Below are 14,875 nucleotides of genomic sequence, written 5' to 3'. Positions count from 1 at the left end.
CAAGCAGGGGAACAGATGTCCGGATTTTGGCTGACCGACGAGCAGGAAGCTATCCGCGATGGAGTTGCGAAACTTTGCGCGGGCTTTGACGACGACTATTGGCGGCGTACCGACGAAACGGGTCAGTTTCCGGAAGAGTTTGTCGCGGCGATCGCCGAAGGCGGCTGGCTGGGCGTGGCCATGCCCGAAAGCGTCGGCGGTGCCGGACTGGGCCTGACCGAAGCCTCGATCATGATGCAGGCCGTAACGGAGTCGGGTGCCGGCTTCTCGGGCGCATCGGCGATCCACCTCAACATCTTCGGCCCAATGCCGATCGTGAAGTTCGGCACGGATGAGCAGCGCGCCCGGCACCTGCCACGCCTGATCTCGGGTCAGGACAAGATGTGCTTTGCCGTCACTGAACCCAATTCGGGCCTCGACACCTCGAGCCTGGAAACCCGGGCCGAGAAGGTTGACGGTGGCTACAGGCTGAATGGCCGTAAGATCTGGACCACGGGTGCCCAGCGCGCCAACAAGATCCTGATCATCGCCCGTACAACCCCCAAGGATCAGTGCGCGAAGCCGACCCAGGGGCTCAGCCTGTTCTACACTGATCGCGAGAAGATCGAGGCCAAGCCGATCCCGAAGATGGGGCGCAAGGCGGTCGAGTGTAACATGCTCTTCATAGAGGACCTGTTCGTGCCGGACGAGGACCTGGTGGGCGAGGAGGGCAAGGGCTTCGCCTACCTCCTGCATGGCCTGAACCCTGAACGCGTCCTGTTTGCCGTCGAGGCCATCGGGCTGGGCCGCGCGGCCCTGGCCAAGGCCACGACCTATGCCAAGGAGCGGGTCGTGTTCGGTCGGCCCATCGGCCAGAACCAGGGCGTCGCCCACCCGCTGGCCCGGTCCTGGGCCGAGCTGGAAGCCGCCAATCTCCTCGCCTTCAAGGCCGCGGCGCTCTACGACCTCGGCAAGGACTGTGGAGCCGAGGCCAATGCTTCGAAGTATCTCGGGGCCGAGGCCGGCTTCACGGCCTGCGAGAACGCCGTCCTCGCTCATGGCGGCATGGGTTACGCCAAGGAGTATGACGTCGAGCGATACTTCCGCGAGGCCATGATCGCCCGGATTGCCCCGATCAGCCGCGAGATGATCCTCAATTTCATCGCAGAGCGCGTTCTGGGCCTGCCCAAGAGCTACTGACAGGTCGTCGGCCGGACCATAAGGGATGGTCCGGCCGTTCGGCCTGGGTTCCGCCCACGGCCTGTTTACAGGCTGAAGCGGATGGGAATGCGCACCGTGGTTCCGTCGACGGTTTGACCGTCTTCGGTTTGCGGGCTCATTCGGAAGAAGCGCGACAGCTTCAGGGCCGCGTCGCCAAAGCCTTCGCCTAGCGGCGTCTCCGAAATGATCATGCAGTTGCGGACTGAGCCGTTGGCGGCGACCGCGCAACTCAGTGTCGCGCTGCCCGAGATTTCGCGGCGTGCCGCGCCTTCGGGATAGTAGCGCGCCAGATCCCCGGCCGAGGGTTTGCGCAGCCAGGACGCCCCGGTGATCACCTTGGGCCTGGGCGTGACGGGTTGTGCCTCCAGCGGCGGATCAGAGGACAGGGTCGGCGGGCCCGTCAGGCCAGGGGGCGACTGGATATCCGGCGGCGCGACGGGAAGGGTCACAGGGGGTGTGAAGAGCGTTGGCAAGGGCAGGTGCAGGGGAATCGGGTTTGAAGGCAGGCGCTCGACCGTCTGGGGCGGCGGCGGTGGCGGTTCGATCCACGGGGGCAGAACGACGATGATGGGATCATCGACCGCGTCCGGCAGGGGGATCACGGACCTCTGGTAGGCCAGATAGGCGATCAGTCCGAGATGGACGACAGCGGACGCGCCGAGGGCCATGACCAGCACTCGCGAGGGTTTGCGCGGACCTCGCGCCAGTCCAGGAAAGCCGGAGCCATGGGGATTGAGCGCGATGGCCATGTTGATCTCCCTTGTGAACATTACGACTGTAAGTTCACATCATCATGGCTTGTATCGGCTGTAAATTGACAATCGTAATCTATCGCCGATAATTTGTACGTCTGTAATTTTCACCGGCGTCCGAGGTGCGGCAGATTGCGCGGAAGGCACGCCAGGTAAACGAGGTTAATCGCTGATTAACCATGATCGTTCAGGCATGGTCCCATGGCTGTCCAATCCATCCGCAGCGTTGTCGAGTCGGCGATCCAGCGCGCGTCCAGCGCGACCGGGGTTGATTTCACCTTCCTGATGGGCACCGCCAAGCGCGAGAGCGGCTACAATCCGTCCGCCCGGGCGAGGACCTCGTCAGCCTCTGGCCTGTTCCAGTTTGTTGACCAGACCTGGCTCGGCACGCTGAAAAAGCATGGCTCAAAATATGGCTATGCCCGCTATGCGGATCTGATCTCCCAAGGGCCCGATGGCCGGTTTCGGGTCGCCGGGGATGAGGCCCGCAAGGCGGTCCTGGCCCTGAAGATGGATCCTCACGCGGCTTCGCTCATGGCGGGCGAACTGGCCTCCGACCATGCGTCCTATCTGCGCGGTCGGGTTGGGCGCACGCCGACTGCGGGCGAACTTTATGCAGCCCACTTCCTCGGTCCCCAGGGCTCGGCGCGCCTGATCGAGGCGGCCAACAAGACTCCCGGTGCGAGCGCAGCCTCGATGTTCCCGGATGCAGCCCAAGCCAATCGCTCGATCTTCTATCGCGACGGCCGTGCCGCCACGGTGGGCGAAGTCTATGCCAATCTTACCAAGACGGGCGGGCTCAGCCGCGCTGTCGATCCCTCCAGGGATTCGGACGTCGATCAGGGCTTTGTTCAGTACGCCAGCGGGCGTCGCCTCGAGCGGCTCCACCAGCAGGAGGCCGTGGTCGAACTGATCCTGCGCGGGCCGCAGGGTGCCGACAGCACCTTCGGCAGCCTCGGTACCGGATCAGGCACAGGCTCGGGCCAGCGTCTGGCCAGCTCGATGTTCTCCAGCGAGATGCTGCGCGTCCTGGCCGAGGCCAGGGACAACAGCCGGCTTAATCGGTAAGTCCGGTCAGGGCCGCAATGCGGTCCTCGGTCCAGCCCAGTTCCCGGAAGACAGCCGCTGTGTCCGCTCCAAGCTTCGGGGCAGGACCGCGCGGTCCATCCTGCGCACCGGGAAAGCGCGCCGGCCCGGCCGGGGCCCGGAAGGTCCCGCCGTTACCGTCAGGTGTATCGACAAAGCAGCCGGCCGATTCAGCCTGCGGATCGCTTACCAGTTCCCGGGGTGTCTGATACGGTGCCCAGGTCAGGTCGCCAGCATCGAGCGCGGCCGCGACGTCAACATAGTCCATGGCCCCAAAGGCTGCATCCAGCAGATCGACCAGGGCGGCCGTGTTTTCACGCCGTGACTTGGCCGATGCAAAGCGAGGGTCGTCCACCAGTTCGGGCTTGCCGGCGGCCTCGGCGATACGCGCCCAGTCCGTCGAACCCTGACGCGGCAGCAGGCAGATCCAGCGATCGTCCCGGGTCTTGAAAAAGTTGGCCAGGGGCTGAATGGCCTCGCGTCGACCTCGCGTCGAGGCCAGTTTCCCAAAGCGCAGCTGGATCGCCATGTCCGATCCAATGGCATAGACGCCAGAGCGCAGCAGTGATGTCTCGACCAGCCGCCCCACGCCCGTAGTCTGCCGCTCGAATACGGCGGCCAGGATGGCCGAGACGGTCGCCAGAGAGGTGACGTGGTCGCCCATGCCTGTGCGAATGGGAAAGGGTTCTGCGCCCTTCGGCGCGGTAATTGATCCGACCCCCGCCCGCGACCAGAAGGCGGCCACGTCCATGCCGGCCTTGTCGGCGTCCGGTCCTTCGAGGCCGTAGCCGGTCAGGCTGCAATAGATCAGGCGCGGATTGAGCGACCTTAGGGTCTCATGGTCCAGGCCGGCCCGTGAGAGTGCGCCGGGCCGGACATTGGTCAGAAAGACATCTGCCGTGGCGACCAGGGCTTTCATAGCCTCGCGTCCCGCATCGGAGCGGATGTCGAGCACAACGGCCCGCTTGCCCCGATTGTCGAGTTCGAAGACCGGATTGGCATCCTGTTGCGATGCGATGGTGTCGAAGAAGCGCCGCATGGGATCGCCCTCGGGCGATTCCACCTTGATTACATCGGCGCCCCAGTCGGCCATGATCCCCGCCGCGCCCGGCGCAGCAATATAGGTGGCCAGTTCGACGACCCGGAGTCCTTCCAGCATCGCATCCTCCCGCTTTTCTTGTCGTTGCGGGCACTGTGGGCGAGGGAACGGGATGTTGGAAGGCTTACCCGGCGGCAGCCGGAGCCAGCAGGTCTAGGCGGCGGCCTTGCCGGAGAGTGTCAGGCGGGGAAGGGCCGAAGCGTCGGCGACGGCACGGGCCACGCCGGCCACGGCGACCGGTTTGCGCAGAACAAGGTCCGCGCCGGCCTCTGTACAGGCGCGTGCCTCGTCGGCGTCTCCATCGATCACGGCGATGATCGGGATGTCGCGATTGCGTCCGTCCATGGCGCGCACGGCAGCTGCGGCCCCGGGACCGTCCAGAATCGGCATGTGGCCGTCGAGCATCAGCAGATCGAACTCGGCAATTCGGGCCAGGTCGGCCGCGCGCTGGCCGTTCTGGGCATGGACGACCTGATGGCCGAGTTGCTCGAGGATGGCGCGCAGCATGGCGGCGTTCAGGGCGTCGTCCTCGGCGATCAGAATCCGCAGGCTGCGCGGCGTGCCCGGTCCATCGCCCGCTAGCGCGGCGTCGTCGCTAGTCTCCAGCAAGGAGGCCTGGTTTTCGTCGAAGGGCAGGGTCAAGGTGAAGCAACTGCCGACCCCGACCGCGCTACGGGCCTCGAGTGCACCGCCCATCAGGCGTGCCAGCTGCCGTGACAGGGAAAGACCCAGCCCGGCTCCGTTGATGCCGGCGCCTGTACGCTCCACGCGACGGAAGGGCTCGAAGGCGTAGTCCAGTTCTTCGGCCGTCAGGCCCGGACCTGTGTCGGCCACCTCAATGGCCACGAGCTCACCGCGTCGCTCGATGCGGACCTCTATACGACCGCGAACGGTGTACTTGATCGCATTGCCCAGGAGGTTGGCCATGATCTGCCGGGTGCGCATCACATCGGCCAACACCGCGCCCTGCTCGCTGCGTTCGAGCAGGGGGTCCACATGGACGGCCAACTCCAGACCCTTGAGCAGGGCATGCGGGCGCTCCAGCAGCACAACATCGCGGAGCAGTTTCACCGGCTCGAAGGGCTGGGTTTCCACGGCCAGGCGACCCGACTCTGCCGTCTCTGAGTCGAGCGTGGCATTCAGGACCGCGATCAGGTCCTGAGCAGCATCGAGAGCGGCATTGAGCTGTTCACGGGACGGCGCAGCGCGGCCACCCTTGCCGGCCGCCGCGGCCAGGACGTGGGTGACACCGGTCAGGCCGTTGCGGATTTCATGGCTCAGCGTGGCGACGATGTCGGACTTCGACCGCGCTGTCCGTTCGGCTGCGTCGAGAACGGCCAGGCGTTCCTCGATCAGCTGTTCGTGCACTTCGGCCAGGGCGTGCTGGCGACGGATCATCCGGTTGAGCACCAAGGTCAGGGCCAGGGTCAGGGCGATCGCGCCCCAGGCCATGACGCCGGCATGGCGACTTTCCGGTTTGGAGAACAGCGCAATCAAGGGGCCTGCAGCGGCAATGGGCGCGGTCAACAGAAGGGCCGAAAGCGATGTCGCCGAGAAGAAGATGCACATCACGGCCGCCGCCGTTGCGAGCAGCAAAAGGGTCTCTCGCACCGGACCGGCGGCATGGGCAAAGGCGGAGATCTGGACAACGCTGACCGCCCAAAGCAGGCCGCCCAGCAACTGAACGCGGGCCCGTCGCTTAAGATCTTGCGACGCATCGCCGCGCAGCCAGCTCACCGCCGCATAGAAGGCCCCCCAGTTGATGGCGAACACCACCAGTGTGGCGGCCATCCAGAGGGCGTCGTCGGCAAACGATCCGACCCAGACAAAGATGGGCAGGCTGATGGCGAAAACGCCAAGTGCATAAGGGAGAAGCGCCGTCTGGGCGTCCAGCGCCATGGCGAGGTTCACGCCGCGCATCGGGGGCTCAGAAGGGCGGCGCTCGGCGAACAAGGATCGCATTCCTCAGCTGTTGAGTGCGAAGCCTAGGGGATCACGGTTTGCGCGAGGTTACGGGGTATCGTTAATCCACAGCTTCAAGGTTCAAACAATCATTAAGCCTAACGCGCCATGGTAGGGGTAACCTGCATTCCTCTGGTTCGGCGAACCTCCCATGGCCACCACCCGCGCGGCACTGACCAACAACGATATCCGCATGCTCGTGAAGGGCGCGACGGCTGACGAGCGCGCCCTTGCGGCCCACAAACTGTGTCGGACGATCGACCGCGCCGACCTGGCTGACGATGAGCGCCAGGTCGCTCACGACATCCTGCGGGTCATGGCCACCGACGCCGCCGAACTGGTGCGCCGCGCCATGGCGGTCACGCTGAAGAATTCTCCGGCCTTGCCGCCGGATGTCGCCATCCGCCTGGCGCGCGATGTCGAAAGCATCGCTCTGCCGATCATCACCTTTTCGCCGGTCTTCTCGGACAACGACCTCGCCGAGATCGTTCGCATGGGCGGAGCCGCGCGTCAGATGGCGGTGGCCAAGCGTCCCAAGCTCTCGACCCGGGTCACGTCGGTCCTGATCGAGTCCGGAACCGAAGAAGCCGTCGCCGTCGTCTGCGCCAATGACAATGCGCGGTTTTCGGACCTCGCGCTGCAGAAGGCTCTGGACCGGTTTTCCAAGTCCGAGCAGGTGCTGCAGGCTGTCGCCTATCGTTCGACCCTGCCGCTGGCGGTCAGCGAGCGCCTGATCGACATGGTCGGTGACCAGCTTCGCGACCACATTCTCAGCCATCATGCCCTGTCACCCGAGCGGGTGCTGGAACTGGTCGTGGGGGCCAAGGAACGGGCGACAATCGATCTGGTCGATCAGGCCGGACGCGCCGCCGATCCCAAGGCCTTCGTCCAGCATCTGAACCGCGTGGAGCGTCTGACCCCGTCTCTGCTGCTGCGCGCCCTGGCCCATGGCCACATGACCTTTTTTGAATGGGCCGTCGCCGAGTTGGCGGGCGTGCCGCATCACCGCACCTGGTTGATGATCCATGACGCAGGCCAGTTGGGCCTGAAGGCCATCTGTGAGCGTGCCGGTCTGCCGTCACGCCTCTACGCTGCCTTCCGTGCGGGGGTCGACGCCTTCCACGCCATGGAGTTTGACGGGCGCAGCCAGGACCGCGAGCGTTTCCAGGAACACATGATCCAGCGCTTCCTGACCTCGCCACAGACGATTGCGCGCGAGGATTCGGATTACCTTCTGGAGCGCATGGATCGCTTCGCGCGGCAGCAGCATGCCGCCACGGGCTGAGCCCTCGGTGCAGAAAACCAAACGCTTGTTCCAAACTTGTCTGGGCAAGCGGCCCTAACCGCGCCAATCTCATGCGATGTCAGAGTCTTCGCCTGAATTGATCCGCCCGGCGGCCACCGTACTGCTGCTTCGAGATGCCCCCGACTTCGAGGTCTTGATGGTCAAGCGCCATCATCAGATCGATTTCGCGGCGGGCGCGCTCGTCTTTCCGGGCGGCAAGAGCCACGGCGGTGATGAGGATCCGCGCTGGCGTGACCTGGCCACAGGCTGGGAGGCCGTCGGCGAGGACGGTTCGGCCCTGCGCATTGCCGCCATCCGCGAAGCCTATGAGGAGGCCGGCGTGCTGCTGGCCCGCGACGGCGGCGGCACCTTCTACGAAGGTGAGGCGGCCGTAGAGGTGCGGGCGGCAGTGGCCGAGGATCGGCTGCCCTTCATCGAGGTGGTAGCGGACCTGGGCCTGAAGCTGGATCTGGCGGCCCTGACCATCTTCGCCCGCTGGATCACACCCAAGCTGATGCCCAAGCGATTTGATACCTGGTTCTATGCCGCGCATGCGCCCGGGGCCCAGCAGGCGATCTGTGACGGCCACGAGGCGGTCGATGCGGAATGGATCGCCCCCGCCCAGGCGCTGGAGATGGCCGCTGCCGGAACACGCAAGGTTATCTTTCCGACCCGCATGAACCTGCAGTTGCTGGCCGAGAGTGCAAGCCCGGGCGAGGCCATTGCACGCTCCCGGGACCGGCCACTGGTCACGGTCGAGCCCTGGGTAGACGGGCAGGGGCTCCGTATTCCGGCCCATGCCGGCTATGGCGACGTGATCGAACCGCTTTCCGCGCTCTAGGAGCCATCCAGCGCCGGGGCAAAGCCCCGGCGGCCTCCGGCGCGGCCTACTTCACGGATGCGCCGGATGCGCTGACCCAGTCGGTAAGCTCGTTCAGCACCTTGGCCGTGGCGCTGTCATAGGCCTCGACAATGGTGCTGACGCGATTGCTTGAAGCCTTGACGCGGGCCTCGAAGACCTGATCCCCGACCAGGGTCCGGTCACTGTTACGACTGAGCACACTGCGGACCTGGACGAGCACTTCAGGCGCCGCCTTCGGACCGTTGACATAGACGGCCTCGAACGAAAGCACTTCCAGTCTGAGGACGAGATCCGCCTTGGCGACCTCGCCCCTGCCGATCAGTCGCGCACGGCCTGCGTCGGCCTCAAAGGCGCGGGCGACGGCTTCATCGAACAGGATACTGGCCGGTGACACCCAACGTGCCCCGGCGATATAGGCCGCCTCGCCCTGGGTGATGGTCAAGATGCGGTCGCCAGCGGCAGCGCGGGTGAAGACCGTCGGCGTCTTGAAGACACCAAACAGGGTGGAGGGCTCTCCCTTGGAGGCGGGAGCCGGCGTAACACCGAAGCGATACAGCCCAACAGGATCGGCCTCGGGCAGCAGGGTGATGCATCCTGTCAGGGCCACGGCGGCCGCCGCGAGGGCGACGGCGCGCGAGAGGGAGCGGATCGGGTTCAAGGCTTGACCTCCAGTTCCTTGGCGGGTGCCTTGCCGACAAGGCCGCGTGGGTTTTGTTCGACGTCGCCCACCAGCCGGTCGAGTGACTCGGCTGCCGATTGCAGGGTGACAATGGCCGCCGACAACTGAGGCAGACCCGTGCTGGCGAAGTCGCTGGTTGGCCCCTCCAGCTTGGAGATCATGCTGCGCGCGTCCTTGGTGGCACTTTTCAGCTCAGCTGCCGCAGACGCGAGTTCGGCCAGCGAACGCTTGGCATCGCCATTGACGACACTCTCCGTGGATTTGGAGAGTTCCGTGATCGACTGGGCCGTCGCATCAATGCTCTGCAGCGCCTTCTGGGCGTCAGCGATTATGGCCTTGCGTTCGCGGACCTCGGCGGTGACGGCCTGAACGTCATCAAGCGCAGCGGTGAAGGTCTTGATGTTGTCATCCGACAGGACGCGATTGACCCGGTCCAGCGCCTCAATGGTGCGGGTCAGCACGGTGCCACCGCCCTCCAGCAGGTCGGACAGGGCGCTGCGCTGGCTGCGGATCACGGGAACCTTGCCGTTCTCCACGGTGTCTTTCAGCAGCTTCTTGTCCGGCGTTCCTGCGGTGATCTGGACATAGTTGACGCCCGTGATCCCCTGCGGCTCAAGCGTCGCATAGCTGTCGGTCTTGATCGGCACGTCAGAGGTGACCCGCGCGCGGGCGATGACGCGGTTGGGATCGCTCTTGTCGAGGGCGATCTTGGCGACCTCGCCGACCTTGATGCCGTTGAAATGCACCTCGCCGCCTTCCGAGAGGCCGCGCACTGGGCCGACGAACAGAATGTCGTACTCGTCGTATTCCTGGTTGAAGCTGAGCTTGGCCAGCCAGACTACAAAAACCACAAGCCCCATGAAGAGCAGAAGGGTCACCGCGCCGACCAGGGCGTAGTTGGCATTTCTTTCCATCAGCTGGTCCTTGTCGGAGGGGTCTGGGCCGAGCCTGCCATGCCGGCGGCTGCTCGTCCTCGTGGTCCCAGGAAGTATTCCTTGATCCACGGATGGTCCGAATGCTCGAGCTCTCGTACCGGGGCCACCGCCACGACCGTCTTGTCGGCGATGACCGCTACGCGATCCGTGATCGCATAGAGGGTGTCGAGGTCGTGGGTAATCATGAAGACGGTCAGGTCGAGGCTGTCGGACAGGTCCTTGAGCAGGTCATCGAAGGCCGCTGCGCCGATCGGGTCGAGGCCCGCTGTGGGCTCGTCGAGGAAGAGCAGTTCCGGATCCAGCGCCAGGGCGCGAGCCAGGCCGGCGCGCTTGCGCATGCCGCCCGAGAGTTCAGCCGGCTTCAGGTCTGCGGCGCGGGCCGGGAGGCCCGAGAGCGCGATCTTCAGATCGGCCAGTTCCTCGATCTCGCGCCTGGGCAGTTCCGTGTGCTCCAACAACGGGGCGGCGACATTCTCCCGCACGGTTAGGTTCGAGAACAGTGCGCCTTGCTGAAACAGAACGCCCCAGCGCCGCTCGACCGAACTCCAGCGGCGTCGGTTGGCCGTGAGCATGTCGTGACCGAACAGCTTGACCGTGCCGCCGTCGGGCACTTTCAGGCCGATAATGCTGTTCAGCAGGACCGACTTTCCGGACCCGGATCCGCCGACCACGCCCAGGATCTCGCCGCGTTTTACTGTCAGGTTCAGACCGTCATGAACCACAGTGTCGCCAAACCGGGACACCAGGCCCTGAATCCGGATCGGGTTCTGTTCGTCATCGACCTCCGGCCGGACGGCGATCTCCTGAGGGCGCTCGAAGGTCATATGTCCAGTTTCATGTAGAGCAGGGCGAAGACCGCATCGATCAGGATGATGGCGAAGATGGCGTGAACCACGGCGGACGTCACCCGCCTTCCCAGGGATTCGACGTCGTTGCCGACCTCCATGCCCTGGCGGCAACCGATGGCCGCGATAACCATGGCCATCACCGGCGCCTTGGACATGCCGATCCAGAAATGGGTGGGGCCCACATAGTCGACAATGCGCTGCAGAAAGAAGCTTGGCGAAATGTCGAGCACCATCCAGACGACCAGCATCCCGCCCGCCAGACCCGCCAGGGTGGCGATGAAGGTCAGCAAGGGGATGGTCAGCAGCAGGGCGGCAAAGCGCGGCAGGACCAGGGCCTCGTACGGATCTACGCCCATGACCTGCATGGCGTCGATTTCCTGGTTCATCTTCATCGACCCGATCTCGGCGGCAAAACTGGATGCCGAGCGTCCGGCCAGCAGGATGGCGGTGATCAGGATGTTGAACTCCCGCAGCACCGAAATGCCGATCAGTTCGACGGAATAGACCTGGGCCCCGAAGTCGATGAGCATGTTCGCGCCCAGCAGGGCCACGACGGCCCCGATGAAAAAGGTCGTCGTCGCAACGATGGGAATGGCGTCCAGGCCTGCACGCTCCGCCAGGGAAATGATCGGTGCCCAGCGGATTCGGCGCGGATTGACGACGGAGCGGCCGATGGCCGTCAGTAAATGGCCCAAAAAGACCAGCGTGCCGTAACCATCGGCCGCCAGGCCGAACATGCCCCGGCCGATGCGTTCAAGCAGGGCCACGATGCCGGGCGGGCGGCGCGTCACCTCGGCTTCGACCTGCACCGCATTGCCGACCAGCTCGAGCAGTCGCAGGGTTTCCTTGCGGGCCGTGATGATGCCCGCCGATCTGCGGCCGTCTGCGGCCCGAATGATCGCATAGGCACCGGCTGTATCGCAGCGATTGATCTGGCTCAGGTCGAGGCAGACTCCATCGGAGCCGTGCAGGGCGTCCGCCAGTCGGCCGGCGGCGTCAAACAGGCCCCGGGCCGTCCAGTCCCCTGACAGCACGACGGTGCGCTTGCCGCCCGCCTCGTCAAAGGTGAATTCCGCTGGAACGGCCATGCAGTCGATCAGATCCCTTGTCGATAACTCAAGCCTAGCAAAGGACCCGAATAGCCCCAAACGCGGCACGGTTCAGCTCGTTGCAATCGTGAGGAGGTTTCCAGCAAAGCGCCTGCAACCAGCCTGATGGTGCGACAAGTAGGACATTCGCGTCAGGCTTCAATCATGGTTAACAAATTGCGGGCACCTCTGGGAGCGTAACTTTCGAGTCGGAGCTAACGGCATGAGCGCGAACCCCAAGCTAGACCAGCGCATGTCGTTCATGCGTTTCGACGAGCGAGACCGGGCGGCCTTGCGGGCGCTGCGACCGTTAATCGAGTCTGAGATCTCCGGCGCGCTGGGCAAGTTCTACAATCAGGTGCGGGCCTTTCCCGAAACCCGCAGCAAGTTTCGCGATGAAGGCCATATTGCCGGCGCTGAACGCGCTCAGGCCAACCATTGGCGTCGCCTGGCCACGGCGGACTACGGACCCGACTATGTTCACGACGTCGAGCGGATCGGGCGGGCCCATGTCGGCGCAGGTCTGGAGCCGCGCTGGTACATGGGCGGCTATGCCGTGGTGTCCGAGGAGCTGGTTCGCGCCATCGTCACCAAGCGGGCCAAGGCCCTGTTCGCCAGCGCCAAGTCTGATGCGGAACTGGCTGACAGTCTGGTGGCCCTGAACAAGGCTGTCTTCCTGGACATGGAGCTGGCGATTTCCAGCTATCTGGCAGCGATCGACGAGGAGCGCGCGGCGCTTGAGGCGGAGCGCGACTTGGCGGCCAAGACGCAGGCCCAGGCCGTGAAGGCCATTGGCGACGCTCTGGCGCGCCTGGCCGCCGGTGATCTTTCCGCCAGGGTGGACGGCGTCCTGTCGCCCGAATTCCAGACCCTGAAGAGCGATTTCGACCATGCCGCCAGCGCCCTCGGCGAGGCCATGAAGGCGGTTGAGCGCGCGACCTCGGGCATCCGGGCGGGCGCTGACGACATCGCCCGGGATGCGGATGACCTGGCCAAGCGGACCGAGCATCAGGCCGCGACCCTGGAACAGACGGCCGCTGCGGTGGATCAACTGACCGCCACGGTCAGCAAGACCGCACAGAGCGCCCGGGAAGTGTCGGTTCGGGTCGGCGAGGCCAGCGCGGAGGCCGAACGTTCCGGTGCCGTGGTGACGCGGGCTGCCGAGGCGATGACCAAGATCGAGAGCTCCTCCAATCAGGTCTCGCAGATCCTCGGCGTGATCGATGAGATCGCCTTCCAGACCAATCTTCTGGCGCTCAATGCCGGGGTCGAGGCGGCCCGGGCGGGTGACGCCGGTCGCGGCTTTGCCGTGGTCGCCCAGGAAGTGCGGGCCCTGGCCCAGCGCTCGGCTGACGCCGCCAAGGAAATCAAGTCGCTGATCGCCGAGTCCAGCCGCCAGGTTGGCGAAGGCGTCGACCTGGTCGGCCAGACCGGAGCGGCCCTGCGCGGCATTGTCGACAAGGTCGGGGGGATTGACAGCCTGATCAACCAGATCGCGGCCTCGGCCAACGAACAGGCCTCGGCCCTGACTCAGGTCAATACGGCGGTAAACCAGCTGGATCAGGTCACCCAGCGCAATGCTGCCATGGTCCACCAGTCCAGCCAGTCGACTCAGACCCTGCGCATTGAGGCCGCAGATCTGGCCAACCGAGTCGGCGCGTTCCGAACCGGAGGCGCGTTCCAGGCTGAGCCGGTGGTCAGTGACAATCCGGTGCACGCCGCTCGGGCCCGGGTCGCGGCCTTCGCCCGACCCGGGCGCTGAGCCAAGCTGTCGCCCTGCGCCTGGAGCCCTTTCCGATCATATGAATCCAGAGTGGTCGGGCCAAAAAAGGTTCTAATTCATAAGCTTAGAGCGTTTTCTGGTAACCGTTTCAGACCCATTGGAAAACGCTCTACGGCGCAGGCGGCGGAGCCGTTGAGGCGCGATGGATCAGTTCAAAGGGCAGCAGTTCGTCCACCGGCTCGCGCTTGGAGGCCGCGCCTTTTATCTCGCCTGAAATCAGAAGCCGTGTGGCCAGGGCGGCCATCTCCACGACCGGCTGACGCACGGTGGTCAACTGCGGCCGGCTGAAGCGAGCACTGGGACTGTCGTCGAAGCCCGCCACTGAAACCTCGCCGGGCACCATAAGGCCAAGTTCTGCCGCTGCGGCCAGACAGCCTAGAGCCATGTCATCGTTGCTGGCGAAGATCGCAGTCGGTCGATCCGGCAGGCTCAGCAGAGCCTTGGCCTGGTCCAGTCCCGACTGGAAGGTGAAATCGCCCTGCCGAACCCAGCTGTCGGCGACCGGCAGGGCCAGTTGCATCATGGCGTCGCGATAGCCGTTGTGTCGGGCCTGGCTGGCCCCATAACGCGGCTCGCCGATGATGAAGCCGATCCGGCGATGGCCCAGCCTGGCCAGGTGAAGCGTCATCTCGCTCGCGGCGGCGAAATCATCCATGTGCACGCGGGGGCCGACACCATCCGGGCGTTCAGGCCCGAGGCGCACATAGGGTGTACCGGCCTTGTCGAGCAGCTCGAGAACAGTCTCGTTGTCGGAACTGGGCGGGGTCAGGATGACCCCGTCGGGCTTCAGGGCCGCCAGCAGGGCGGCGACTTCCTGGCGAACTCGCGGCGCGTCATGATCGATCAGCTCGATCAGTAGGTGATATCCGGCGTCGCGGCACTGTAGCGTGGCCCCCAGCTGGATTCGGCTGAGATAGTCAGCGCCCCGCTCGCTGCGCCAGTGGTCGATCGTCAGGGCCGCATCAACGAATACGGCGATCACGAACGAACGCGAACCCGCCAGGCTGCGTGCCGACAGGTTGGGGCTGTAATCCAGAGCGCTGGCCGCCTCCAGGACACGATCGCGCATCGCCGGGCGGACATTGGGCTCCTTGTTCATGACCCGGGAGACGGTCTTGATGGAGACGCCGGCGCGCGCGGCGACGTCATAGATCGTCACCGACGCCATGGACCCGCCTTGCCTTGCTGAATGAGTCTCAAATCCATGCGGCCAGCCTAGTGCATTTCTCGTCGATGGAGCGATGCCCGCCGTGAGAAAAATCCCCGGGGCATCTGATCATTGGAGGGGGGCGTCCC

The 14,875-nt window shown here is 65.0% G+C and carries 13 protein-coding genes; 5 read left to right on the top strand and 8 right to left on the bottom strand.

The window, feature by feature from the left end; translation table 11 throughout:
• Positions 1-15 precede the first annotated feature (15 nt).
• Positions 16-1,179 carry an acyl-CoA dehydrogenase family protein gene (locus ACW17U_RS11110; RefSeq protein WP_062145368.1) on the top strand — a complete coding sequence of 388 codons (1,164 nt, stop codon included), beginning with the start codon at positions 16-18 and terminating at the stop codon, positions 1,177-1,179.
• A gap of 65 nt (positions 1,180-1,244) precedes the next feature.
• Here ACW17U_RS11110 and ACW17U_RS11105 read toward each other — a convergent pair whose 3' ends face one another.
• Complete coding sequence (locus ACW17U_RS11105) at positions 1,245-1,949, bottom strand: energy transducer TonB family protein (protein WP_492052445.1); 705 nt, start codon at positions 1,947-1,949, stop codon at positions 1,245-1,247.
• Positions 1,950-2,153: 204 nt separating this feature from the next.
• On the opposite strand from ACW17U_RS11105, the gene ACW17U_RS11100 reads away from it, so the two are divergent.
• Positions 2,154-3,020 carry a lytic transglycosylase domain-containing protein gene (locus ACW17U_RS11100; RefSeq protein ID WP_492052444.1) on the top strand — a complete coding sequence of 289 codons (867 nt, stop codon included), beginning with the start codon at positions 2,154-2,156 and terminating at the stop codon, positions 3,018-3,020.
• Here the strand turns inward: ACW17U_RS11100 and ACW17U_RS11095 are convergent.
• Positions 3,010-4,197, bottom strand: a complete 1,188-nt coding sequence (locus tag ACW17U_RS11095; RefSeq protein ID WP_492052443.1) for a CaiB/BaiF CoA transferase family protein — start codon at positions 4,195-4,197, stop codon at positions 3,010-3,012. The genes ACW17U_RS11100 and ACW17U_RS11095 overlap by 11 nt on opposite strands.
• Positions 4,198-4,290: 93 nt before the next feature.
• Positions 4,291-6,090: a hybrid sensor histidine kinase/response regulator gene (locus tag ACW17U_RS11090; RefSeq protein WP_492055723.1), complete on the bottom strand. Its 1,800-nt coding sequence runs from the start codon at positions 6,088-6,090 to the stop codon at positions 4,291-4,293.
• A gap of 160 nt (positions 6,091-6,250) precedes the next feature.
• Here ACW17U_RS11090 and spbR point away from each other — a divergent pair, with 160 nt between their 5' ends.
• The gene (gene spbR, locus ACW17U_RS11085; RefSeq protein WP_492052442.1) at positions 6,251-7,384 is read left to right on the top strand and encodes a pole-localized protein SpbR; all 1,134 of its coding nucleotides are present in this window, start codon (positions 6,251-6,253) and stop codon (positions 7,382-7,384) included.
• A 76-nt stretch (positions 7,385-7,460) separates the two neighbouring features.
• Positions 7,461-8,225, top strand: coding sequence for an NUDIX hydrolase (locus ACW17U_RS11080; protein WP_492052441.1), 765 nt, complete (start codon positions 7,461-7,463; stop codon positions 8,223-8,225).
• A 46-nt stretch (positions 8,226-8,271) separates the two neighbouring features.
• On the opposite strand, the gene ACW17U_RS11075 is transcribed toward ACW17U_RS11080, so the two are convergent.
• Genes ACW17U_RS11075 through ACW17U_RS11060 form a run of 4 tightly spaced genes read right to left on the bottom strand, consistent with a single transcriptional unit; the run spans position 8,272 to position 11,796 of the window.
• On the bottom strand, positions 8,272-8,904 hold the full coding sequence (locus tag ACW17U_RS11075) for an ABC-type transport auxiliary lipoprotein family protein (protein ID WP_062145379.1): 633 nt from the start codon (positions 8,902-8,904) through the stop codon (positions 8,272-8,274).
• Positions 8,901-9,839 (bottom strand): MlaD family protein, encoded by a 939-nt coding sequence (locus tag ACW17U_RS11070; protein ID WP_062145380.1) that lies wholly within the window; start codon positions 9,837-9,839, stop codon positions 8,901-8,903. Before ACW17U_RS11070 ends, ACW17U_RS11075 begins: the two co-directional genes overlap by 4 nt.
• Positions 9,839-10,684: an ABC transporter ATP-binding protein gene (locus ACW17U_RS11065; RefSeq protein ID WP_492052440.1), complete on the bottom strand. Its 846-nt coding sequence runs from the start codon at positions 10,682-10,684 to the stop codon at positions 9,839-9,841. Before ACW17U_RS11065 ends, ACW17U_RS11070 begins: the two co-directional genes overlap by 1 nt.
• Positions 10,681-11,796: an ABC transporter permease gene (locus ACW17U_RS11060; RefSeq protein ID WP_492052439.1), complete on the bottom strand. Its 1,116-nt coding sequence runs from the start codon at positions 11,794-11,796 to the stop codon at positions 10,681-10,683. The genes ACW17U_RS11065 and ACW17U_RS11060 overlap by 4 nt, the downstream gene beginning before the upstream one ends.
• 223 nt (positions 11,797-12,019) lie before the next feature.
• On the opposite strand from ACW17U_RS11060, the gene ACW17U_RS11055 reads away from it, so the two are divergent.
• Complete coding sequence (locus ACW17U_RS11055) at positions 12,020-13,558, top strand: globin-coupled sensor protein (RefSeq protein ID WP_062145386.1); 1,539 nt, start codon at positions 12,020-12,022, stop codon at positions 13,556-13,558.
• A gap of 130 nt (positions 13,559-13,688) precedes the next feature.
• Here the strand turns inward: ACW17U_RS11055 and ACW17U_RS11050 are convergent, their stop codons facing one another.
• Entirely contained in the window at positions 13,689-14,747 is a 1,059-nt protein-coding gene (locus ACW17U_RS11050) for a LacI family DNA-binding transcriptional regulator (RefSeq protein ID WP_062145387.1), read from the bottom strand.
• Positions 14,748-14,875: the final 128 nt, after the last annotated feature.

This window comes from Caulobacter sp. AVps16, assembly GCF_058681455.1.
This window is presented reverse-complemented; position numbering and strand designations above follow the sequence as displayed.

Excerpts from the sequence above, each read along its gene's own strand:
- ACW17U_RS11110 (WP_062145368.1), top strand. The coding sequence starts at position 16 with ATGTCCGGATTTTGGCTGACCGACGAGCAGGAAGCTATCCGCGATGGA.
- ACW17U_RS11105 (WP_492052445.1), bottom strand. The coding sequence starts at position 1,949 with ATGGCCATCGCGCTCAATCCCCATGGCTCCGGCTTTCCTGGACTGGCG.
- ACW17U_RS11100 (WP_492052444.1), top strand. The coding sequence starts at position 2,154 with ATGGCTGTCCAATCCATCCGCAGCGTTGTCGAGTCGGCGATCCAGCGC.
- ACW17U_RS11095 (WP_492052443.1), bottom strand. The coding sequence starts at position 4,197 with ATGCTGGAAGGACTCCGGGTCGTCGAACTGGCCACCTATATTGCTGCG.
- spbR (WP_492052442.1), top strand. The coding sequence starts at position 6,251 with ATGGCCACCACCCGCGCGGCACTGACCAACAACGATATCCGCATGCTC.
- ACW17U_RS11080 (WP_492052441.1), top strand. The coding sequence starts at position 7,461 with ATGTCAGAGTCTTCGCCTGAATTGATCCGCCCGGCGGCCACCGTACTG.
- ACW17U_RS11070 (WP_062145380.1), bottom strand. The coding sequence starts at position 9,839 with ATGGAAAGAAATGCCAACTACGCCCTGGTCGGCGCGGTGACCCTTCTG.
- ACW17U_RS11065 (WP_492052440.1), bottom strand. The coding sequence starts at position 10,684 with ATGACCTTCGAGCGCCCTCAGGAGATCGCCGTCCGGCCGGAGGTCGAT.
- ACW17U_RS11060 (WP_492052439.1), bottom strand. The coding sequence starts at position 11,796 with ATGGCCGTTCCAGCGGAATTCACCTTTGACGAGGCGGGCGGCAAGCGC.
- ACW17U_RS11055 (WP_062145386.1), top strand. The coding sequence starts at position 12,020 with ATGAGCGCGAACCCCAAGCTAGACCAGCGCATGTCGTTCATGCGTTTC.
- ACW17U_RS11050 (WP_062145387.1), bottom strand. The coding sequence starts at position 14,747 with ATGGCGTCGGTGACGATCTATGACGTCGCCGCGCGCGCCGGCGTCTCC.